The sequence below is a fragment of the Microbacterium sp. genome (genome assembly GCF_003248605.1).
GTDB lineage: Bacteria > Actinomycetota > Actinomycetes > Actinomycetales > Microbacteriaceae > Microbacterium.
The window spans coordinates 1-21,485 of the sequence record NZ_QFPF01000032.1 but is presented as its reverse complement, the minus strand read 5'-3'; the positions used below and the strand labels follow the sequence as shown (position 1 = coordinate 21,485).

General features: G+C 71.6%; 16 protein-coding genes and 1 pseudogene. 7 read left to right on the top strand and 10 right to left on the bottom strand.

Features of this window, described 5'->3' with window-relative positions:
* Positions 1-550 (top strand): annotated as a pseudogene (locus tag DI573_RS06495) (sugar ABC transporter permease); the annotation flags it as partial.
* A gap of 22 nt (positions 551-572) precedes the next feature.
* Here the strand turns inward: DI573_RS06495 and DI573_RS06490 are convergent.
* The 3 genes from DI573_RS06490 to hrpA all read right to left on the bottom strand — a co-directional run bounded on the left by DI573_RS06490 (position 573) and on the right by hrpA (position 7,035).
* Complete coding sequence (locus DI573_RS06490) at positions 573-1,910, bottom strand: aminotransferase class I/II-fold pyridoxal phosphate-dependent enzyme (protein ID WP_292811935.1); 1,338 nt, start codon at positions 1,908-1,910, stop codon at positions 573-575.
* A 177-nt stretch (positions 1,911-2,087) separates the two neighbouring features.
* On the bottom strand, positions 2,088-3,029 hold the full coding sequence (locus DI573_RS06485) for an NADP-dependent oxidoreductase (protein WP_292811933.1): 942 nt from the start codon (positions 3,027-3,029) through the stop codon (positions 2,088-2,090).
* Between the two features lie 40 nt (positions 3,030-3,069).
* A complete protein-coding gene (gene hrpA / locus DI573_RS06480; protein WP_292811931.1) occupies positions 3,070-7,035 on the bottom strand; it encodes an ATP-dependent RNA helicase HrpA in 3,966 nt (1,321 codons plus the stop codon).
* A gap of 43 nt (positions 7,036-7,078) precedes the next feature.
* On the opposite strand from hrpA, the gene DI573_RS06475 reads away from it, so the two are divergent.
* The 3 genes from DI573_RS06475 to DI573_RS06465 all read left to right on the top strand — a co-directional run bounded on the left by DI573_RS06475 (position 7,079) and on the right by DI573_RS06465 (position 11,348).
* A complete protein-coding gene (locus DI573_RS06475) occupies positions 7,079-8,413 on the top strand; it encodes a hypothetical protein (RefSeq protein ID WP_292811929.1) in 1,335 nt (444 codons plus the stop codon).
* Positions 8,414-8,422: 9 nt separating this feature from the next.
* A complete protein-coding gene (locus DI573_RS06470) occupies positions 8,423-9,259 on the top strand; it encodes an aldo/keto reductase (protein ID WP_292811927.1) in 837 nt (278 codons plus the stop codon).
* Between the two features lie 196 nt (positions 9,260-9,455).
* Positions 9,456-11,348: a DUF255 domain-containing protein gene (locus tag DI573_RS06465; RefSeq protein WP_292811925.1), complete on the top strand. Its 1,893-nt coding sequence runs from the start codon at positions 9,456-9,458 to the stop codon at positions 11,346-11,348.
* On the opposite strand, the gene DI573_RS06460 is transcribed toward DI573_RS06465, so the two are convergent.
* Positions 11,335-12,924 (bottom strand): phospholipid carrier-dependent glycosyltransferase, encoded by a 1,590-nt coding sequence (locus DI573_RS06460; protein WP_292811923.1) that lies wholly within the window; start codon positions 12,922-12,924, stop codon positions 11,335-11,337. The genes DI573_RS06465 and DI573_RS06460 overlap by 14 nt on opposite strands.
* A gap of 39 nt (positions 12,925-12,963) precedes the next feature.
* Here DI573_RS06460 and rsmI point away from each other — a divergent pair, with 39 nt between their 5' ends.
* Positions 12,964-13,788: a 16S rRNA (cytidine(1402)-2'-O)-methyltransferase gene (gene rsmI, locus DI573_RS06455; protein WP_292811920.1), complete on the top strand. Its 825-nt coding sequence runs from the start codon at positions 12,964-12,966 to the stop codon at positions 13,786-13,788.
* Here the strand turns inward: rsmI and phnE (DI573_RS06450) are convergent.
* The 5 genes from phnE (DI573_RS06450) to DI573_RS06430 form a co-directional block, all read right to left on the bottom strand.
* A complete protein-coding gene (gene phnE, locus DI573_RS06450) occupies positions 13,785-14,657 on the bottom strand; it encodes a phosphonate ABC transporter, permease protein PhnE (RefSeq protein WP_292811918.1) in 873 nt (290 codons plus the stop codon). The two genes, rsmI and phnE (DI573_RS06450), sit on opposite strands and share 4 nt — an antisense overlap.
* A complete protein-coding gene (gene phnE, locus DI573_RS06445; RefSeq protein WP_292811915.1) occupies positions 14,657-15,460 on the bottom strand; it encodes a phosphonate ABC transporter, permease protein PhnE in 804 nt (267 codons plus the stop codon). The genes phnE (DI573_RS06450) and phnE (DI573_RS06445) overlap by 1 nt, the downstream gene beginning before the upstream one ends.
* Complete coding sequence (phnC, locus tag DI573_RS06440) at positions 15,457-16,227, bottom strand: phosphonate ABC transporter ATP-binding protein (protein ID WP_292811913.1); 771 nt, start codon at positions 16,225-16,227, stop codon at positions 15,457-15,459. Before phnC ends, phnE (DI573_RS06445) begins: the two co-directional genes overlap by 4 nt.
* A 61-nt stretch (positions 16,228-16,288) precedes the next feature.
* A complete protein-coding gene (phnD, locus tag DI573_RS06435; RefSeq protein ID WP_292811912.1) occupies positions 16,289-17,275 on the bottom strand; it encodes a phosphate/phosphite/phosphonate ABC transporter substrate-binding protein in 987 nt (328 codons plus the stop codon).
* A 150-nt stretch (positions 17,276-17,425) separates the two neighbouring features.
* Positions 17,426-17,818: an HAD family hydrolase gene (locus DI573_RS06430; RefSeq protein ID WP_292811909.1), complete on the bottom strand. Its 393-nt coding sequence runs from the start codon at positions 17,816-17,818 to the stop codon at positions 17,426-17,428.
* 343 nt (positions 17,819-18,161) lie between these two features.
* Here DI573_RS06430 and metG point away from each other — a divergent pair, with 343 nt between their 5' ends.
* Complete coding sequence (metG, locus tag DI573_RS06425; protein ID WP_292811907.1) at positions 18,162-19,739, top strand: methionine--tRNA ligase; 1,578 nt, start codon at positions 18,162-18,164, stop codon at positions 19,737-19,739.
* Between the two features lie 127 nt (positions 19,740-19,866).
* Entirely contained in the window at positions 19,867-20,748 is an 882-nt protein-coding gene (locus DI573_RS06420; RefSeq protein ID WP_292811905.1) for a TatD family hydrolase, read from the top strand.
* Positions 20,749-20,791: 43 nt separating this feature from the next.
* Here the strand turns inward: DI573_RS06420 and DI573_RS06415 are convergent.
* On the bottom strand, positions 20,792-21,485 hold a 694-nt coding region (locus DI573_RS06415), incomplete at its 5' end, for an MFS transporter (RefSeq protein ID WP_292811903.1).

The following is a 21,485-nucleotide window of genomic DNA, read 5'->3' as shown; positions in this document are numbered from 1 at the left end:
GCCGGTCTGGTTCATCGTCAAGCTCGTGCTGATCTCGGCCGCGATCGCGTTCTTCGCCTACTCGCTCGCCACCTACAAGGGCATCCCCGTCACGCTGATCATCCTCGCGATCCTCGTTCTCGTGTACGGCGTCGTGATGAACCGCACCGTGTTCGGTCGCCACATCTACGCCATCGGCGGCAACCGTCACGCGGCCGAGCTCTCCGGCATCAAGACCCGCCGGGTCGACTTCTGGCTGTTCGTGAACATGGGTTTCCTCGCGGCGCTCGCGGGCCTCATCTTCACCGCGCGGCTCAACCTCGCCGGCCCCAAGGCCGGTGACGGATTCGAGCTCGAGGCGATCTCGGCGGCCTTCATCGGCGGCGCGGCCGTGCAGGGCGGGGTCGGCACCATCGGCGGGGCGATCATCGGTGGCCTCATCATCGGCGTGCTCAACAACGGCATGTCGATCCTCGGGATCGGCATCGAATGGCAGCAGGCCGTCAAGGGACTCGTGCTGCTGCTCGCCGTCGCGTTCGACGTCTACAACAAGCGCCGTTCGGCGAACTGACCCGGGCGGGTGCAGACCTCGCTCAGGCCCGGGACAGGGCCTGGGCCAGGTCTGCCGTCAGATCGGCGGGGTCTTCGAGACCGATCGAGAGGCGGATCGTCGTCGGAGAGATGCCCGCGGCCGCCAGCTGGTCGGGCGTCATGTGGCTGTGGGTCATGGATGCCGGGTGTGAGACCATGCTGCGGGCGTCACCGATGTTGGCCACCAGGCGGATGACGCGCAGCGCATCGACGACTCGCTCGACGAGCTGTTGATCACGAGTCGCATCACCCGATCCCGCGAGGTCGAAGGCGAAGACGCCAGAGGTTCCGCGGGGCAGATACCGCGCCGCCGCGCCGTGCCAGGGGTTGTGTGAGAGCCCCGGGTGGTGCACCCGCGACACCGAAGGATGCGCGTCGAGCACGCGCGCGACCTCGAGGGCGTTGTCGCTGTGGCGTCGCATGCGCAGATCGAGGGTCTCGATGCCCTGCAGCAGCTGCGAGGACGAGGTGGCTGCCAGCGTCGGGCCGAAGTCGTGCACGAACTTCGTCTTGATGTACACGGTGAGCGCCTGCCCAGCGGCGCCGAAGCGCTCCCACAGGACGAGATCTCTGAATCGCGGATAGGGGCGCGTGAACTGCGGCCAGCGGTCGGGGTCGGCCGCGAAGTCGAACCGGCCGATGTCGACGATCACGCCGCCCAGGGCGGCGCCGTGACCGCCGAGGTACTTCGTGGCCGAGTGCACGACGATGTCGGCGCCGTGGTCGCCCGGACGCAGCAGGTACGGGGTCGCGACGGTGTTGTCGACGATCAGGGGCACACCGGCCTCGTGTGCGGCGTCCGCGATCGCGCGGACGTCGAGCACCGTGGCGAGCGGGTTGGTGATCGTCTCGGCGAAGAAGGCGCGCGTCTCGGGCCGGGCTGCTGCGCGCCATCCCTCGACGTCGTCCTGATCGACGAACGTCACCTCGATGCCGAGGTCGGCGAGCGAGTCCGCCAGCAGATCGATCGTGCCACCGTACAGCTGGCGGGCCGCGACGATGTGATGGCCCTGCGAGGCGAGCGCGAGGATGGCACCCGCCGACGCCGCCTGCCCCGAGCCGACCGCGACGGCGGCCGTGCCGCCCTCGAGCCGCGCGACGCGCTCCTCGAGCACGAGCTGGGTCGGGTTGGCGTTGCGGCTGTAGACGTTGCCGACCGTGCGGAGCGCGAAGACGTCCCGCGCGTGCGCGAGCGAGGGGAACTCGTATGCGTTTGACTGGTAGATCGGGGGGATCGCGGTGTTCTGGGCGATGCCGGGTGTGTACCCCGCCTGCACCTGAAGGGTCGCGAAGCCGCCGTCGGCAGCATCCGGGCGCGCGGGAAGACGGGCATCGCTCATGCCCACATCGTCACACGCCGGACCGCGCCGCGCGCAATGCGTGTGTCACCGTATGTCGCCGGGGCCGCGCGGCCCGTGTGGGTGTCCCATTTTCTGTCGCGCGGCGCCGCCGCGGGCGACAGAAAATGGGACACCCATGGGCCGGGTTCGGGGGCCGGGCGGGCAGATGGTGCAGGCTCAGGGCAGGAGCACGATCTTTCCGTCGACGCCCGCCTCGATCGCACGGTGCGCGTCGCACGCGGCAGCCAGCGGGAACGACGGGCCCTCCTCGATCTGGAATGCGCCCGCCGCCATGAGCGCCACGGTCACGGGAAGCGCCTCGGCCCGCCAGGCGAGCTCCGTGTCGCTGAGGGGAGCGGGTCCGCCGCCCGAGAACGCGCGGATGCCGAAGTCCGCCGCATCCGCGCCGCGCACGAGGGTCGCGATGCGGTGAGGATCGGGCACCAGGGCGAGCGAGGCCTCGATCGCCTCGTCGGTTCCCGCGGCATCGAGGGCGACCGTCACGCCCTGCGGGGCCGCGGTGCGCAGGCGTTCCACCAGCCCGTGGCCGTACGCCACGGGCATCGCACCGAGAGCGCGCACCCGATCGAAACGGCGCTCGCTCGCGGTGGCGATCACGGTCGCGCCCCAGAGCACGGCGTACTGGATGGCCGCCTGGCCGACGGCGCCCGACCCGGCGTGCAACAGCAGGGTGTCGCCGGGGCCGACGGCGAGGGACTTGAGGGATTGATAGGCCGTGCCGACGGGGATGCCGATGCCCGCCGCCGCGGCCGCCGTGACGTGCGGGGGCCGCGGCACCGCGTGCGAGGCCTGCACGAGCACCTCGCTCGCGTACGCCCCGCTGGTGTCGCGGAACGCGACCGGTTCGCCGACGCGGAAGCCCTCGACATCGTCGCCGACGGCGACCACGACGCCCGCGCCGTCGCGGCCGACGTGTCGCGGCTTCGTCAATGGCGCGGACGCGCGCCGGCCCGCGCGCAGCTTGGCGTCGATGGGATTGACCCCGGCGGCCTCGACGCGCACGACGATGTGGCCGGGGCGCGGTTCGGGGGTCGGGATCGTCGCCAGGGTGAGCACCTCGGGACCGCCGAAGCTGGTGTACACGATCGAACGGGTCATGGGGATCTCCTCATCGATGAGCGCGTGTGTACGTTCGAGGCTACCCGCGGAGCGCCTTCGTGATGCGCTGGGGCGAGACCGGCTCGGCCGTGCCGAGCGACTGCGCGAAGAGACTGATGCGGTACTCCTCGAGCAGCCAGCGCGCGTGCGCGAGCCCCGAGGGCGGGTGCGGCGGAAGCGGAACGGCGCCGCCCGCCTCCGCGAACGGGGCCCACGCACGCTCGAACTCGCTCATGCGCGCGCGGTCGCGCCCGGGATTGTCGGCGAGCCCCTGCAGTCGCTGCAGCGCGCCCTGCAGATACCGCGGCAGGTGCGCGAGGCGCGCGGTGCCCAGACGCGACACGAACCCGGCGAACACGAGACCCCCGACCTGCGCGCGCACATCGTTCAGCGCACCCAGCACGGTCAGCGCGTTCTGACCGCGCAGCGCACGATCGACGTCGCGCTGCAGGAGGAGGATGCGCGCCACCTGTGACACGCAGGCGAAGAGCGCATCGACGATGCCCGCCGAGACAGCATCCCGCACCCGCTCGAAGTCGGCGTGGGTGCGCACGATGCCGCCCGGCGCGACGGACTCGATCAGCGCGTCGGCGGCGGCGGCGCGGCAGTCCTCGATGAGGGCCTTCGCCGACGGGTACGGCGATGCGGCCAGGGCGAGCTTCTCGTTGGCGGCGAGATGCTCCTGCACGTACGACACCGGAGAGGGCACGGCGAGCAGCACCAGGCGACGGATGCCGCCCCGCAGCGCCCGCGCGGCGGCCTCCGGTGTCGTCTCGACCCGCAGCGCCACGCTCGTCACCTCGTCGACGAGGGTCGGGTATCCGCGGACGACGCCGCCGGCGACCCGGGTGTCCACGACCTCGGGCAGCGAGCCGAGATCCCACGTGGTGATACCCGAGCGCTCCGTGACCGTGTGGCTCGACGCCTGCGCCGTGCCGGGCGAGGCCGGGGACGCGCCCGCCACGCGCCCGGGCCGGGCCGCGGGGGCCGGTGCGCTCAGCCGTGAGGCGACGCTCTCGCGCGCCCGGCCGGCGAGCCGCGCCTGCAGCTCGGCGAGGTCACGGCCGGCGCCCGCGGTGCGCCCGCGGGCATCGACGACGCGGAAGGCCATCCGCAAGTGCGCGGGCACGCGGTCGAGCTCGAAGTCCGCCGCCGTCACCGGCTGGTTCGCCACGCGCTGCACGCGCCGTGCGAGGGCGTCCACGAGCGTGTCGGAGGGGAGGCCGGCGTGGTCCTCGGGCCCGGCACCGGCGAGGTCGTCGGCGAAGCGCGCGGCCCAGTCGGCGGCGGGCACGACGTTGCGGCGGATCGCCTTGGGCAGCGCGCGCAGCAGCCCGGCGATGAGCTCGGCGCGAAGGCCCGGCACCTGCCAGTCGAAGCCGTCGGCGCGGAGCCCCGCCAGCAGCGGCAGGGGCACGACGACGTTCACGCCGTCGTCCTCGGCGCCGGGCTCGAACCGATAGGCCAGGGTCAGGGTCTGATCCCCCTGCGTCCACCGCGTCGGGAACTCGCGGGCGTCGGCGCGCGCCTCGCCCTCGACGAGGTCCTGCTCGCGCATCGACAGCAGATGCGGCGTGCGTCCCTGCTCATCGCGCCACCACGTCTCGAAGGAGCGGACGTCGAAGACGTCGCGCGGGATGCGCGCGTCGTAGAAGTCGAACACCGCCTCGTCGCCCGCGAGGATGTCGCGGCGCCGCTCCCGCTCCTCGACCTTCTCAAGGCGTCGCCGCAGTTCGTGGTTCGCGCGCACGAACGCCGTCAATCGCTTGTCGAGGCGATCGGCGTTCCACTCGCCCTCGACGAGCGCGTGCCGCACGAACAGTTCGCGGGCGCCGGCAGGGTCGATCCGGGCGAACTGCACCCGGCGGCGCGGGATGATCTCGACCCCGAACAGCGTCACCTTCTCGTCCGCGACCGCGGCTCCGGCATCCTTCGACCAGTGCGGCTCGTTGACCTGACGCTTCGCGAGGTCGCCGGCGAGGGACTCGGCCCACGCGGGATCGATCGCCGCGATCGTGCGGCCGTACAGGCGCGAGGTCTCGACGAGTTCGGCCGCCATGATCGCCGCGGGGCGCTTCTTCTTCAGCCCCGAGCCTGGAAAGACCTGGAATCGCACACCGCGCGCCCCGAGATACTCGGCGGGCGCCGGCCGCCGGTCGCGCCGCTCGTTCGTCGCCTTCGCGAGTGCGCGGGCATCGAGCACGCCGATGTGCGAGAGCAGGCCGGCGAGGATCGCGCGGTGCAGCGCGTCGGGGTCGGCGGTGGCCCCTTCGACGGGCTCAGGGGCCGTGCGGGGCGCGGGAGCCGTGCGGCGGTCTCGCTCGGGATCGCGCACGAACGAGCGCAGCTGGCGATGCACGTCGAACCACTCGCGCACGCGCACATAGTTGAGGTGCTCGGCGCGGCACAGGCGCCGGAAGGCGCTGGAGCCCAGCTCGCGCGCCTGCTCCTGCAGGTGGTTCCAGAGGTTCAGCAGGGTGAGGAAGTCGCTCGTGGGATCGACGAAGCGCGCATGCAGGCGGTCGGCCTGCTCACGGGCTTCTTCCGGGCGCTCGCGCACGTCCTGGATCGACATGCCGGCGACGATCGCGAGCAGCTCCCGGGTCGTTCCCGTGCGCTGCGACTCGATGAGCATGCGCGCGAACCGCGGGTCGATCGGCATCCGCGCGATCTCGCGTCCGATCTTCGTCAGCCTCGGCTCGGCGCCCGGGCGCAGCGTGACGGCGCCGAGTTCGACCAGCAGATCGAGCGCCGCCATCACGCCCCGCGAGTCGGGCGGGGTGAGGAAGGGGAAGGCCTGGATGTCGCCGAAGCCCAGGGCGAGCATCTGCAGGGTGACCGAGGCGAGGCTCGTGCGCAGGATCTCGGGCTCGGTGAACTCGGGACGCGCCGCGAAGTCCTCCTCCGAATAGAGACGGATCGCGACGCCGTCGCTCGTGCGCCCCGCGCGGCCCGACCGCTGCTGTGCCGACGCCTGGGAGACGGCCTCGATCGGCAGACGCTGCACCTTGGCGCGCGTGCTGTAGCGCGAGATGCGGGCGGTTCCGACATCCACGACGTACTTGATGCCCGGCACGGTGAGGCTCGTCTCGGCGACGTTGGTCGCGAGGACGACGCGACGGCGCACGCCCGCGACCTTCGAGCGCTCGAACACGCGATGCTGCTCGGCGGCGCTCAGACGGCCGTACAGGGGCAGCACCTCTGTGGGGGAGGACGCCTGCGCGTACGCTCCGCGCACGGCCTCGGCGGCATCGCGGATCTCTGCTTCGCCGGGCAGGAACACCAGCACGTCGCCGGCGGGCTCGCGATCGAGCTCGCGCAACGCCTGCACGATGCCCGCGATCTCGTCGCCGTCGACGTCGTAGGTGGCGGCTTCGTCGTCGGCGACGAGCGCGCGATACCTCACCTCGACGGGGTAGGTGCGCCCCGAGACCTCGATGATCGGGGCGGGGGTGCCCCCGGCATCCGCGAAGTGCGCCGCGAAGCTCTCGGGATCGATCGTCGCCGAGGTGATGACGACCTTGAGATCGGGGCGCTCGGGGAGGATGCGCCGCAGGTACCCGAGGAGGAAGTCGACGTTGAGGCTGCGCTCGTGCGCCTCGTCGACGATGATCGTGTCGTATCGGCGCAGCAGCCGGTCGCGATGGATCTCATTGAGCAGGATCCCGTCGGTCACGAGCGCCACCCGCGTCGCGTCGGAGACCTTGTCGGTGAAGCGCACCTTGTAGCCCACGACCGTGCCGAGCTCGACCTCGAGCTCGTCGGCGATGCGCTCGGCGATGGTGCGCGCGGCGATGCGGCGCGGCTGGGTGTGCGCGATCCTCTCGCGGCCGAGCTCGAGGCAGATCTTCGGCAGCTGCGTGGTCTTGCCCGAGCCCGTCGCGCCGGCGACGATCACGACCTGGTGGTCGCGGATCGCGGCGGCGATCTCGTCGCGCGCGGCGCTGACGGGCAGCTCGGGCGGGAACGAGATCACGGCGTCGATCTTGGCGGCGGGCACGGACATAGCCCTCCATCGTATGACGGCGCACCGCCTCTAGGCTGAGCGCATGACGACCCCGGGATGGCATTCGGTCCGCTTCATCGGCTACGCCCTCCCCACTTCTCCCGCACAGATGTCGACACTCGGCGGCCCGAACGGGGGCGGCGCGTTCGGGGGCACCTACCTCGGGTTGCCGGATGCTGCGGCCGACATCGCGGGCCGCATGGGCATCCTCCGCTCGGCCGTCGAGACGGCGCGCGCCGCGCTGCCCGCGCAGGAGAGCGGCGTGCTGAACGTCTTCGTCGCCCCGGAGTTCTTCTGGCACGGCGCGCAGGGCCCGTACCTGCACGCGACGGACGGTCCCGATCCGATCGTGCACCTGCAGGAGCGTCTGGCCGAGGAGTTCTCGCCGGCGGACTACCCGGACTGGCTGTTCGTGTTCGGCACGGCGGTGTCGGCCGCCGCCGACGATGTGCGGGAGGTCTTCTCGCGCACGACCACCCTCGTCCGCAACGGCGTGGTCGCCGACCTCGCGCACCGGTACCGGCAGGCCGACGGCGAGGACGCCGCCAAGATCTTCGAGGTCGTCGAGGACTATCTGCAGTGGGGGCACGCCCATCCCGTCCTGCAGGTGCGCAACCGGGCGATCATCCAGGGACCCGATCTCGGCACCGCGGCGGGCGTCTTCGCCGGCGCACCCGCCTCGGCGACCACCGAGAAGTACTACGACGCCGCGGCGGACTTCGTGCTCTGGGACACCACGGGACGTGACGACGTCGTCACCGAGCAGATGATCGCGCACCCCTATATCGACCTGTCGGCCGGAGACCTCAAACGCGCGGCGGGCGATCCGCATGCGATCCTGCGTCTGGCTCCGGATGCTGTCACGCCGGTCGACGTCGGGGTCGAGATCTGCCTCGACCATGCCGACGCGCGGTTGCGCCGCGGTCTGCCGCGCAACCGCTGGCCGCGCGACGCGGGGGAGGGCCTCGAGCTGCAGATCGTCCCCTCGTGCGGGGCGGTGCTCGCCCCGGCATCCCTCGCCGCGGCCGCGGGCGGGTACGTCTTCCACGTCGACGGGCAGTCCGCGGTCGGCGATGGCGTGTCTCCCGCGGGCGCGGGCGTGGTCTACGGCGTGCGGTGCGCGTTCGGCAGCTACATCGATCCCGCGAACCCCCGATACCAGGCGCACTCGCAGCTGGCCCGGGTCGCGCAGGCCGCCGTCGGGGGCGAGGTGAAATCGCCGAGTTCGGCACCCGCGGCGCTCGAGCGCCTGCCGGCCGATACGGTCAGCATCCTGCCCCTCTCGCCGCGCCCCACGCACGACACGTTCTTCGCGGGAGGACCGGGCGCGCTGCACGTCTTCGGCCTGAATGCCCCGTTGCCGCTGCGCAGTTCCTAGGCTGGGGGGATGACGATTCCCGCTCTGCGACTGAACTCCGGCTTCGACATCCCCCAGCTCGGCTACGGCGTCTTCAAGGTGCCCGCCGACGACACCGAGCGCGCGGTGTCCGAGGCGCTCGCGCTCGGTTACCGCCACATCGACACGGCCGCCATCTACGGCAACGAGGAGGGCGTCGGTGCGGCGATCGCGGCCTCCGGCATCCCTCGCGACGAGCTCTTCATCACCACGAAGCTGTGGAACGACCGGCACGAGGGCGACGAACCGGCCGCGGCGATCGCCGAGAGCCTCGCGAAGCTCGGTCTCGAGTACGTCGACCTCTACCTGGTGCACTGGCCGACGCCGGCGAACGACAACTTCGTCGACGCGTGGAAGGCCCTGATCGCCATCCGGGATGCCGGACTCGCCCGCAGCATCGGAGTCTCGAACTTCCTCGTGCCCCATCTCGAGCGCGTCGTCGCCGAGACCGGCGAGGTGCCCGCCGTCAACCAGATCGAGCTGCACCCCGCTTACCAGCAGCGCGACGTCGTCGCATGGGCGGCGGAGAACGGCGTGCTCATCGAGGCGTGGGGGCCGCTCGGTCAGGGCAAGTACGACCTGTTCGGCCTTCCCGCGGTCGCGGCGCCCGCGGAGGCGTACGGGAAGACTCCCGCGCAGGTCGTGCTGCGCTGGCACATCCAGAAGGACAACATCGTCTTCCCCAAGTCGGTGCGCGCCGAGCGGCTGCGCGAGAACCTCGACGTCTTCGACTTCGCACTGACGGATGCCGAGATGGACGCGCTCGACGCGCTCGACCCCGGCGACGGCTCGGGCCGCGTGGGTTCGCACCCCGACGACGTCAACTGACGCGCGCGCCGCGCGGGCGGTGGGGCGCCCCAGCGCCGCCCCTCGCGGCGCCGCGCGGGGCGCCATTGCTGAGAAGAGGAGATCAGCGCGAGGGGAGGGCCCGATCTCGTCTGAGACTCCTCGTCTCGTGCGGATCTCCTCGTCTCGGGCAACCGCGTGGGCCCCGGAGGGCCCGCGTCGGGCGTAGCGTGAAGCGATGGCCTCCCGCCTCGATGACTCCCAGAGCCCGTACCTGCGCCAGCACGCCGGCAACCCCGTCGCGTGGTACCCGTGGGGCGAGCGGGCGTTCGCCGAGGCGCGTCGCCGCGACGTTCCCGTGCTCGTCTCGATCGGCTATTCGACCTGTCACTGGTGTCACGTCATGGCGCGGGAATCCTTCGCCGACCCCGACACGGCCGCCCGCATCAACGACGGCTTCGTCGCGATCAAGGTCGACCGGGAGGAGCACCCCGAGGTCGACGCGGTATACATGGCGGCCGCCGCCGCGTTCACTCCGCACCTGGGCTGGCCTCTGACGGTGTTCAGCACGCCCCAGGGCGTCCCCTTGTATGCGGGCACGTACTATCCGCCCGAGGCGCGGCCCCCGATCCCGGCCTTTCGCGATGTGCTCGCCGCCGTGCGCGAGGCATGGACGCAGCGCCGGGGCGAGGTCGAAGCCTCCGCCGAAGCGATCGCCGATGCGCTGCGCCGACCGCCGGCGGTCAGCGCCGGCCCTGGCGGCGACGGCGCGTCCGGCACCCCCGCCGCCCCGTCCGCGGGCGCCCTCGTCGCGGCCGCCCGCGCTCTCGCCGCGCACGAGGACCCCGAGGAGGGCGGGTTCGTCTCCCGTCCCGGGGCGACCGGGCCGGGAGCGGACGCCCCCAAGTTCCCGATCGCGACGGCGCTCGGGTTCCTGCAGACGCCGCTCGTGCGACAGGGCGCGCCCGATGCCGCGGCGGTCGCGCCGCGTGCGCTCGCCGCGATGGCGGGCTCTCCCCTGCGCGACCCGGTCGAGGGCGGCTTCTTCCGCTACGCCACCCGGCGCGACTGGAGCGTGCCCCACTACGAGCGCATGCTCACCGACAACGCGTTGCTGCTGGATGTCGCGCTCGCGGTCGGAGACGCCGCGACGGCGCGGGGCATCGCGGGGTTCCTGATCGAGGTGCTCCAACGCCCGAGCGGGGGTTTCGGGGCAGCCCAGGACTCCGAATCGCTCATCGAGGGCGCCCGCAGCGAGGGTGGATACTACGCGCGGGATGCTGCCGGGCGGTCAGATCTTGCCCCACCGGCCGTCGACGACAAGGTCGTGACCGGTTGGAACGGCCTCGCCATCGGCGCGCTCGCCCGCGCGGGCATGCGCCTGGCCGAGAGCTCGTGGATCGATGCGGCGAGACGCGCGGCGCTGGATGTGATCGAGAACAACATCGGCCCCGACGGCTCGATGCGCCGGGCCTCGCTGGATGAGATCCCCTCTCCGGCGGCGGCGACGCTCGCCGATCACGGCCAGCTGGCCCGTGGCCTCATCGCCCTCGCCGCGGCCGCGGGCGAACCGGCGTTCGCCATCCGGGCGCGCGAGCTGGTCGACGCCTGCATCGACGGGCGCGGAGAACCCACGGTTCCGGGCGGTGGTGACGTCGTGCTCCAGGCGCAGCGGATGACCCTCGCGCCGGACGCCTCGGACGGCGACCAGCCCTCGGGCCTCTCGGCGCTCGCGGCCGCCTCCCTGGATCTCTGGATGCTCGGGGCCGGCGAGCACTACCGCGACCTCGCCGCGAGGATCGTCGCCGCGCACAGCACCGAAGCCCTGGCGCGCCCGCTCGCCTTCGGCGAGCAGCTGCGGGTCGCCGCGCTGCTGGCCGAGCCGCCTCGACAGCTGGTGGTCGTCGGTGGCGGGCCCCGGCATCCTCTCGTCGAGGCCGCGCGCGCCGTCGACAGCGACGTCACGGCGATCGTGTCGGCCGAAGCGTCTGCGCGCCTCGCCGACGCGGGCTTCGCCCTCTTCGCGGGCAAGGTCGCCGCGCGAGGCGACGAACCCCTCGCCTACGACTGCCGTGCGCTCACCTGCCGGCTGCCGACCGGCGACGTCCTGGAGCTGGTCAGATCCAGGTGAACATCCAGTTGTGCAGGCGCCAGAAGTCGTAGGGCACATCGATCGCCGTCCACACGGGATACCAGAACGCCGAGAGCAGCGCCGCGACCGCGAGGAAGACGAGCACGACGCCCTGCCCGCTCGTGCGGCGGTGCACGGTCGCCTCGCGGGGCCCGGCGACACGGCGCAGGGCCAGCACGAGCGCGAGGATGAGGAACGGGACGATCACGACCGTGTAGAACTGGAAGATCGTGCGCTCGGCGTAGAGCAGCCACGGCACGTAGGTGGCGGCGACCCCGACGAGCACAAAAGCCGCGGCCCGGTCGCGCATCCGCCCCGCCGCGGGACGGATGAACCGCACGGCGAGGTACACGACCGCCGCGACCCCCGCGTACCAGATCAGCGGGTTGGGGATGCTCGAGACGGCCTGCACACACCCGCTCGCCGCGTCGCATCCGGCGGTGCCGGCCTCGGTCTTGTTCCAGTACATCGAGGTGGGCCGCAGCAGCAGCGGCCACTGCCAGGCGGGCGAGGCGTACGAGTGCTCGCTGGTGAGGCCGACGTGAAAACGGTAGATCGCCTCGTGGTAGTTCCACAGCGCGGCGAGGGCGTTCGGATCGGACTGCCGGTCATAGCCGCCGGCGGTCAAGAGCCACCCGGTCCACGAGCTCAGATACACGAGGGCGGCGACGGGCACGAGCAGCACGAAGGCGACGGGGCCCTGCCGGAGGGCGGCATCCATCGCCCACCGCGACACGCCCGCGGACCGTCGTGCCAGCGCATCGGTGACGACGAGGTAGATGCCGACGGCGGCCAGGACATACAGCCCCGACCATTTGACCGCGGTCGCGCAGCCGAGCGCCGCGCCCGCCGCAAGCACCCACGGGCGCGCCCAGACGACGGGTCCCCACGACACGGGCTCGCCGGCGCCCGCGGCGGCGACGGCGACGCCGATGCGTGCCGTCTGCCGGTCGCGGTCGATCAGCACGAACCAGAACGCCAGCAGCACGAAGAACGCGAGCAGCCCATCCAGCAGGGCGACGCGCGAGAGGACGATGCCGAGCCCGTCGATCGCGAGCAGTCCGCCGGCCACCGATGCCCAGACCGTCGACCCGGTCAGGCGTCGCGCGATCAGGAACAGCACGAGCACCGAGGCGGTGCCGGCGAGCGCGACGGCGAGCCGCCAGCCTGCCGCATCGTCGGCACCGAGCGCCCACAGGCCCAGCGCGATCAGCCATTTGCCCAGCGGCGGATGCACGACGAAGCTGCTCTCGGGCAGGAACGACATGACATCGCCCGCGACGAACGCGGCGTCGGCTTCGCTCGGCCACGAGCCCTCGTACCCGAGGTGGAGGAGGGTCCATGCGTCCTTGACGTAGTAGGTCTCGTCGAACACGAGGGCGTGCGGATGTCCGAGATTCCACAGCCGAAGCACGGCGGCGAGCAGCGTCACGAGGGTCGGCGCGAGCCAGCGCCACACGCGCGCGGCGGCCGGGGTCGGCGACAGTCTCAGCCGCAGGCGCTCGAACGGCGTGAGCGCCGGGGATGCCGGGAGCGGGGCGATCTCGCCTGTCCGGGTGTCGTCCTGCCGCTGCACGCGACCAGCCTACGGCGGCGCGGGTGTCAGACTGGCGGCATGCTGATCCTCGCCGCGACCCCGATCGGCAACCTCGGGGATGCCTCGCGCCGCCTCATCGAGGCGCTCGAGTCCGCGACCGTCATCGCCGCCGAGGACACCCGAACGACCCAGCGCCTGCTGGCCGGTCTCGGTGTCGGCAACAGGCCTCGCCTGATCGCGCTGCACGATCACAACGAGAAGCAGAAGGCCGCCGAGATCGTCGAGCTCGCGACCGAGGGTGACGTGCTGCTGCTGAGCGACGCGGGCATGCCGGTGGTGAGCGATCCGGGTTACGGCGTCGTCGCCGAGGCCGCTGCGCGCGGCGTGACGGTGACCGTGATCCCGGGTCCGAGCGCCGTGCCCACGGCCCTGGCCCTGTCGGGTCTGCCCTCCGACCGGTTCACGTTCGAGGGGTTCGCGCCCCGCAAGCCGGGTGAGCGCCGCAGCGTGTTCGCGGGCCTCGCCGACGAGCGCCGCACGATGGTGTTCTTCGAGGCGCCCTCGCGGGTCGAAGCGACGCTGCGTGCGATGGGGGTCGCGTTCGGTGGCGCGCGGCGCGCTGCCGTCTGCCGCGAGCTGACGAAGCTGCACGAGGAGGTCGCCCGCGGCACGCTCGACGAACTCGCCGTCTGGGCCGAACCCGGCGTGCGCGGCGAGTGCGTGCTCGTCGTCGAGGGGGCGCCCGTGCGCGCCGTGCCGCTGGCGGAGGCGGTCGCGCAGGTGCTCGAGCGCACCGCCGCCGGCGAACGGCTCAAGGACGCCTGCGCCGCGCTCGCCGGTGCGACCGGCCACAGCTCCCGCGAGCTCTACCAGGCCGCCCTCGCCGCCCGCCCGCACCCCTAGAGCAGCACCGACCCCCGCGCCGTTCCCGCCTCGCCGCCGATGATCCGATGCCGGACGGCGGCCGAGAGCTGGTCGACGATGATCGTCACGATGATGGTGACGACGAGCGCGATGCCGAGCCTGGCCCATTCGCGCCCGTTGAAGAGCTGATCCAGCAGAAAGCCGATGCCGCCCAGGCCCAGCGCGCCGAGGATCGCGCCGGCGCGGATGTTGATCTCGAAGCGGTACAGCCAGAACGCGATGATCTCGGGCAGCACCTGCGGCAGCATGCCCCAGCGCAGCACCGCGAGCTGGCCGGCCCCGGTGGCCCGCAGCGCCTCGACGGGTCCGGGGCGCAGGCCCTCGATCGCCTCGCTCGTGAGCTTGCCGAGCGTGCCCACCGAACCCACGCCGAGCGCGATCGCGCCCGCCGAGGGCTCGAAGCCGTACAGCGGCAGCAGGAACACGATCGCGATGATGAACTCGGGGATCGCCCGGATGACGTTCAGCACGGTGCGCGTGATGCCGACGATCCACGCGGGGGCGACGTTGCGGGCCGCGAGAAAGCCCATCGGCAGCGAGAGCAGCGCGCCGATGAGGGTCCCGACCCACGCGATGTAGACGGAGTCGAGCATGAACTCGAACGAGATGCTCCACCACTCGCTCTGCGGTTCGTCGAACGGGTTGAGGAACAGTCCCTGCGAGAGCAGCCCCACGTAGGTGACGACCGACTCGGGCAGACCCAGCAGGCGCGCCCAGTCGGCGTCGAGAAGGTACACGCAGCCGACCACGAGCAGGGCGGCAACGACGAATCCGATCGTGGCGGGAAGCTTCGAGGGCGGCGTGGGCCGGACGCCTCGGGCGGGGCGGGCGGGGGCGGATGCTGTCATCAGATCAGCCGCTTCCGCACGATCCGCGACACCACGTCCAGCGCGATGACGATCACGATGAGCCCCACGACCATGGCCGAGACGTTGTCGTAGTTGAAGCGGGCGCGCTCCACCGCGATGACGGCGCCGATGCCGCCGGCCCCGACGAGGCCCATGATCGCCGACGCGCGCAGGTTCAGCTCGAACACGTACAGCACGTACGAGAGGTAGCCCGGCCAGATCTGCGGGAGCACCGCGGTGATCGATCGTTGCGCGGTGGTCGCACCGGCAGCATCCGCCGCCTCGAGGGGGCCGCGCGCGACGCCGTCGATCGTCTCGCTCGTGAGCTTGGCGATGATGCCGACGTTGAAGATGGCCAGTGCCAGGAACCCCGCCAGCGTGCCGGTGCTCACGAGCGCCACCATCAGGTAGGCGTATCCGATCTCGGGGAGGGAGCGCAGCACCGAGAGGAACCACCGCACGATGCGCACGAACCAGGGGGAGCGGTTGGTGGCCCGCGAGGCGAGGAGGGCGAAGCCGAGCCCCACAATCGCGCCCGCAAGCGTTGCGAGGATCGCCATGACGATGGTCTCGACCCAGGCGTCCCAGACGCGGAACAGGAACGACCAGTTCGGCGTGAGGTAGGCGGCGATGATGTCCCACGCGCGCGGGTTGCCCTCGAACAGCGGCACGAGCGAGAACTGGATCTGGAGCGCCGACCAGATCGTCAGCAGCACCGCGACGATGCCGACGATGACGAAGAACGGCCGGGGGCGCGGCCTGCGCGGGCGGGCCGTGGGTGCCGCGGATGCGGGGGTGCTCACGAGGGATCGCTCAGGATGTCGTCGGAATTCAGCCGCCGACCGTAGATCTGCTCGAACACGCTCTCGTCGGTCTCGGCGGGCGTGCCGTCGAAGACGACCCTGCCCGCGCGCATCCCGATGATGCGCTCCGCGTAGGTGGTCGCCAGATCGAGGAAGTGAAGGTTGACGACGGTCGTGATGCCGAGCTCGCGGTTGATGCGCTGCAGGTCGCGCATGACGAGGTTGGCGGTGGGTGGATCGAGCGAGGCGACGGGCTCGTCGGCGAGGATGACCCGCGGCTGCTGCGCCAGGGCGCGGGCGATCGCGACGCGCTGCTGCTGACCGCCCGAGAGCGAGGAGGCGCGCGTGTAGGCCTTCTCGACGATGCCGACGCGCTCGAGGGCCTGAAAGGCGATCTCGGTGTCGGCCGCGCGCCACGCGCCGAGGAGCGCCCGCCAGGTCGGGGTGGCGTGCAGACGCCCCGTGAGCACGTTGTCCATCACGCTCGCCCGCTCGACCAGGTTGAAGGACTGGAAGATCATGCCCACGCGGGTGCGCAGGCGTCGCAGGCGCCGACCCGATGCGCCGTCCACGCGTTCGCCGTCGACCTCGAGGGTGCCCCCGCTCACCGGCACGAGGCCGTTGATGGTACGCACGAGCGTCGATTTGCCGGCTCCCGACAGACCCACCACGACGACGAACTGGCCGTCGGGGATCTCGAGGCTGACGCCGTCGAGACCCTTCGTCCCGCCGGGGTAGGCGACGGTGACGTTGTCGAATCGAATCACGGATGCTGCTTCCTGCGTGTGCGTGCCCGGCCGGCCGATCGCCGGCCGGGCACGCGGGGGATCACTCTTCGCCGAAGTTCTGTTCGACCTGGCGGGCCGCGTCGAGCGCGTCGAGGTCGGCGGGCGCGAATCCCTCGATGTTGTAGACGGCATCGAGCACGGCGAGGCCGTCCTCGGTGTCGGCGATGGCCATGAACGCGTCGGCGATGCGCTCCTGCCACTCCTCCGAGAGGTCCGAGGAGACGGCGATGCCGTCGTTGGGGATGTTCGTCGACCACGCGAACACGGTGACGTCGGAGCCGATGCTCGGGCGCTCCTCGACGACCTCGCTGCGGGCGTCGTTGAAGCTCACGCCGACGCTCGCGCTGCCGTCGGCGACGGCGAGCACCGCGTTGGGGTGACCGCCCGCGAAGAACGCGCCGTTCAGGGCGAAGGGATCCAGGCCCGCCTCCTGCAGCTGCGTGGCGGGGTAGTAGTAGCCCGACGCGCTGCCCTCGTCGACGAACGCGATCGTCTCGTCCTGCGTGATCTCGGCGAGGGCGTCCTCGCCGACGGGGCCCTCCTCGGCGCTGTCCGCGCCGTTGCAGAACGTGTAGCCCTCGTCGTCGGTCACGATCTCGTCCATGCAGAAGCGGTCGGGCTCGTTCGTGTACCACTGCGTGACGTAGGTGTCGGAGCCGAAGCGCACCGACTGCAGGATCGGCACCGCCCCGGCCTGGTCGGCGGCCTGGACGAGCGCGATCGGGCCGAACATGCCGATCTGCGCCTGTCCCGCCTGCATGGCGGTCACGAGAGCGGTGTAGTCGGTCGTGACCTCGGCGGTGACCGGGATGCCGAGCTCGTCCGAGAGGAGAGTGCCGAGCTCTTCGGCGTCGAGCACGAGCTGGTCGACGTCCTGCGAGGGCACGAGGCCCAGGACGAGCTCGGTGGGCTCGTCTCCGCCGGCCCCGGCGTCGCCGCCGTCATCGGTCGATCCGCCGGCGCAGCCGGCGAGGACGAGGGTGGTCACGGCAGCCGCGGCGATGGCCGCCGGCATCCTGAGCTTCATGGTTCCTCCTGGTGGGTCATCGCGTGGCGACGAGCGGTGCACATGTGATCTCGGTGTCGCCGGTGGCCCGGCGGCTCAACGAACGTAACCCCGCGCGCCGCCGCGCCCGCCGGAAGTTCACACGCTTGTAACCCGCCGGTCGGAGCCCGCTCACGCGCCCGTCGCGCCCTCGATCCAGCGCTGAACCCACATGTAGAGGTCGGGCATTGCACGCACCCGCACATCTGGTGTTCCGGGCTGATTCCCGTGCCCGTCGATGAGGGCCGTGGCCGCGCCGCGCCGGTGCGGAACGCTCAGGTCGTTCACCCAGATGTCGCCGATGCTCAGCACCGTCGACGCCTCGCCGGCGATGTCGTCGAGCACGGCGTGCATGCCCCCCGGCTTGCCGGCGTCGGCGATGACCCGGTCGAAGCACGCGTCGATCCCGAGCAGTGCGAGGATGCTGTCGAGTCCCTCGCCGGGAGCGTTGGTGACCAGCAGCAGCCGCGCTCCGCGCTCGCGCAGATCGCGGGCGAACGCGGCGAAGCCCGCCGGAGCGTGCACGCCGAGCCCCTCCTCCGCCAGGCGCCGCCGAGCGCCGCCGCGATACGGGCCGGATCCACCCCGGCGGCGCTCGCCGCGCCCTGCACCGCCTGGTAGCCGTCGACGGCCCCGGCGAACTCCGCCAGCGCGTCGCCGGCGAGGTGGCGAGCGACCCGGTGCTCGAGGTCGGCGAGCGAGGGATGCGCATCGGCGACCCCGCGCGCGTACTCCAGGGCCGGGCCGTCGCCCAGGCACACCGTGCCGTCGAAGTCGAAGATGATCGTGCGCTCCACCCCTGGCACGCTACCGCCCGGGCGTCGTCACACGCCCGGGCCCCGGCATCCGCCCCGCCTAGAATCGTCGGGTGAGCAACGGCCGTTCCTTCTACATCACCACCCCGATCTACTACCCGAGCGATGTGCCCCACATCGGGCACGGGTACACGACGGTCGCGGTCGACACGCTCGCGCGCTGGCACCGCCAGGCGGGCGATGACACGTGGATGCTGACGGGAACCGACGAGCACGGGCAGAAGATGATCCGGGCGGCGTCCGCCAACGGCGCGACGCCGCAGGAGTGGGTCGACAAGCTCGTGTCGGAGTCGTGGTTTCCGCTGCTCGAGACGCTCGACGTGGCCAACGACGACTTCATCCGCACGACGCAGGAGCGTCACGAGACGCGCGTGCAGGAGTTCCTGCAGGCGATCTACGACCGCGGCTACATCTACGCCGGCGAGTACGAGGCGCTCTACTGCGTCGGCTGCGAGGAGTTCAAGCCCGAGTCCGAGATCGTCGACGGCACGGGGCCCTTCGAGGGTCTCAAGGTCTGCGCGATCCACTCCAAGCCGCTCGAGCTGCTGCAGGAGAAGAACTACTTCTTCAAGCTCAGCGAGTTCGCCGAGCCGCTGCTCGCGCTCTACCGCTCACAGCCCGACTTCATCCGACCCGAGTCGGCACGCAACGAGGTCGTCTCGTTCGTGCGCTCGGGGCTGAAGGACCTCTCGATCTCGCGCTCGACGTTCGACTGGGGCATCAAGGTGCCGTGGGATGAGAACCACGTCATCTACGTGTGGGTCGACGCCCTGCTCAACTACGCCACGGCCGTGGGCTACGGAGCCGACCCGGCCACCTTCGAGCGCCGGTGGCCCGCCTACCACGTCGTCGGCAAGGACATCCTGCGCTTCCACGCCGTGATCTGGCCGGCGATGCTCATGGCCGCGGGCGTCGATGTGCCCCGCGGCGTCTTCGCGCACGGCTGGCTGCTCGTGGGCGGCGAGAAGATGTCGAAGTCCAAGCTCACCGGCATCGCCCCGACCGAGATCACCGACGTGTTCGGCTCGGACGCGTACCGGTTCTACTTCCTCTCGGCGATCGCGTTCGGGCAGGACGGGTCGTTCTCGTGGGAGGACCTCTCGGCGCGGTACCAGGCCGAGCTCGCCAACGGGTTCGGCAACCTCGCCTCGCGCACCGTCGCGATGATCGGCAAGTACTTCGACGGCGTCGTCCCCGCCCCGGGGGCCTACACCGAGGCCGATCTCGCGATCCAGAAGACCGTGGCCGATGCCGCGGCCACCGCCGACGCCGCCGTGGAGCGGTTCCGCATCGACGAGGCGATCGAGTCGATCTGGACGATCGTCGACGCCCTGAACGGCTACATCACCGAGAACGAGCCGTGGGCGCTGGCGAAGGACGACGCGCGCCGAGAGCGGCTGGGCACCGTGCTGTACACGTGCGCCGAGGGCCTCCGCGCGCTCGCCGTGCTGCTCTCGCCGGTCATGCCCGTGGCGACGCAGAAGCTGTGGGCCGCACTCGGCGCCGAGGACGCGCTCGGTGCGCTCACCGAGCAGCCGCTGCGGGATGCCGGAGCCTGGGGCGCGCTGCAGCCGGGCACGCAGACCCGGGCCCTGGCCCCGCTGTTCCCGCGCGTCGAGCAGGCCGGATAGTGGCTCTGCTGCACAACATTCCGGAACAACAGTCCTGCGGGGGTGCTCGAACCGCGTCGGGCGGCGGTGGGGCGCCGTCCTTCCGGAATGTTGTCCGCTTTCCGGTGCTGACAGAGGTGCCCCGCGCGTGAGTGACCCGTCGCAGTACGTGCGGGAGCGGACGCAAGAGGGGCGGCGTGACCTCCGATACCCGGATCAGCCCGAGCCGCTCGCCGTGCCGGTCTACGACAACCACTGCCATCTCGAGATCGCCGACGGCGACGGTGATGGCCTGAGAGTCGACGAGCAGCTCGAGCGGGCCGCCGCGGTCGGCGTGATCGGCGTCGTGCAGGCCGGGGGCGACATCGAGTCCAGCCGCTGGTCGGCGTGGGCGGCGGCATCCCACCCCCGTGTTCTCGCGGCGGTGGCGATCCATCCGAACGAAGCGCCCGCCTACGCCGACGCCGGCCGGCTGGAGGAGGCGATCGCCGTCGTCGACGAGCTCGCCGCGCAGCCTCGCGTGCGGGCGATCGGCGAGACGGGGCTGGACTTCTTCCGCACCGACGAGGCGGGGCTGCCCGCGCAGTTCGAGAGCTTCGAGGCGCACATCGCGCTGGCCAAGAAACACGGCATCGCGATGCAGATCCACGATCGTGACGCCCACGAGGCCGTGCTCGAGACGCTGCAGCGCGTCGGCGCTCCCGAGCGCACGGTCTTCCACTGCTTCTCGGGCGATGCCGAGATGGCGCGGATCGCGGGGGAGCGCGGCTACTGGCTCTCCTTCGCGGGAAACGTGACGTTCAAGAACGCGCAGAACCTGCGCGACGCCCTCGCGGTGATCCCGCGCGAGCGCATCCTCGTCGAGACCGACGCGCCGTTCCTGACGCCCGTGCCCCACAGGGGGCGCCCGAATGCGCCGTACCTGATCCCCGTGACGGTGCGCTTCATGGCCGCCGAGCTCGGCGTGGAGGTCGACGAGCTCTGCGCGCAGATCGCGGCGAACACGGTCGAGGTCTACGGCGAGTTCTAGGCCCGGGCACTCTGCGCGCCCTGAGCCCGTCGAAGGGCTCCGGTCACCGGCCGGCGCGTGCCGCCTTGGGCTTCGTGGCGAAGAGGGTCTCGGTCTGCTCGAGCTCCATGCCCTTGGTCTCGGGGATCTTCGCCAGGACGTAGATGAAGGACAGTGCCGCGAACAGGGCGTACATCGCGTAGGTGAGCGGCAGAGACCAGCCCGACATCGCCGGGAAGCTCACGGTGATCAGGAAGTTCGCGATCCACTGCGCACCGGCGGCGACGCCCAGCGCCTTGCCGCGGATGCGGCTCGGGAAGATCTCGCCGAGCAGCACCCACACGAGGGGGCCCCACGAGGCGCCGAAGCCGATCACGAAGACGTTGGCGGCGACGAGCGCGATCGGTCCCCACGCCCCGGGCAGCGAGACCTCGCCGTCGACGGTCTCGGCGAAGGCGAACGCCAGCGCCATCGTCCCGAGGGAGACGGTCATCATGACCGAGCCGGTCAGCAGGATCGGCTTGCGGCCGACGCGGTCGACGAGCACGATCGCGACGATCGTGACGAGCACGTTGGTGACCGAGGTGATGACGCTGATCAGCAGCGAGTTCGACTCGGTGAACCCGACCGCGCGCCACAGTGTCGTCGAGTAGTAGAAGATCACGTTGATGCCGACGAACTGCTGGAACACCGACAGGATGATGCCCACCCACACGATCGGCTGCAGGCCGAAGCGCGGTCCCTTCAGCGACACGCCC

Coding starts and splice junctions, on each gene's coding strand:
- hrpA (WP_292811931.1), bottom strand. CDS start 7,035: ATGTCCGTGCCCGCCGCCAAGATCGACGCCGTGATCTCGTTCCCGCCC.
- rsmI (WP_292811920.1), top strand. CDS start 12,964: ATGCTGATCCTCGCCGCGACCCCGATCGGCAACCTCGGGGATGCCTCG.
- DI573_RS06475 (WP_292811929.1), top strand. CDS start 7,079: ATGACGACCCCGGGATGGCATTCGGTCCGCTTCATCGGCTACGCCCTC.
- DI573_RS06465 (WP_292811925.1), top strand. CDS start 9,456: ATGGCCTCCCGCCTCGATGACTCCCAGAGCCCGTACCTGCGCCAGCAC.
- DI573_RS06490 (WP_292811935.1), bottom strand. CDS start 1,910: ATGAGCGATGCCCGTCTTCCCGCGCGCCCGGATGCTGCCGACGGCGGC.
- phnE (WP_292811918.1), bottom strand. CDS start 14,657: ATGACAGCATCCGCCCCCGCCCGCCCCGCCCGAGGCGTCCGGCCCACG.
- DI573_RS06470 (WP_292811927.1), top strand. CDS start 8,423: ATGACGATTCCCGCTCTGCGACTGAACTCCGGCTTCGACATCCCCCAG.
- DI573_RS06485 (WP_292811933.1), bottom strand. CDS start 3,029: ATGACCCGTTCGATCGTGTACACCAGCTTCGGCGGTCCCGAGGTGCTC.
- phnD (WP_292811912.1), bottom strand. CDS start 17,275: ATGAAGCTCAGGATGCCGGCGGCCATCGCCGCGGCTGCCGTGACCACC.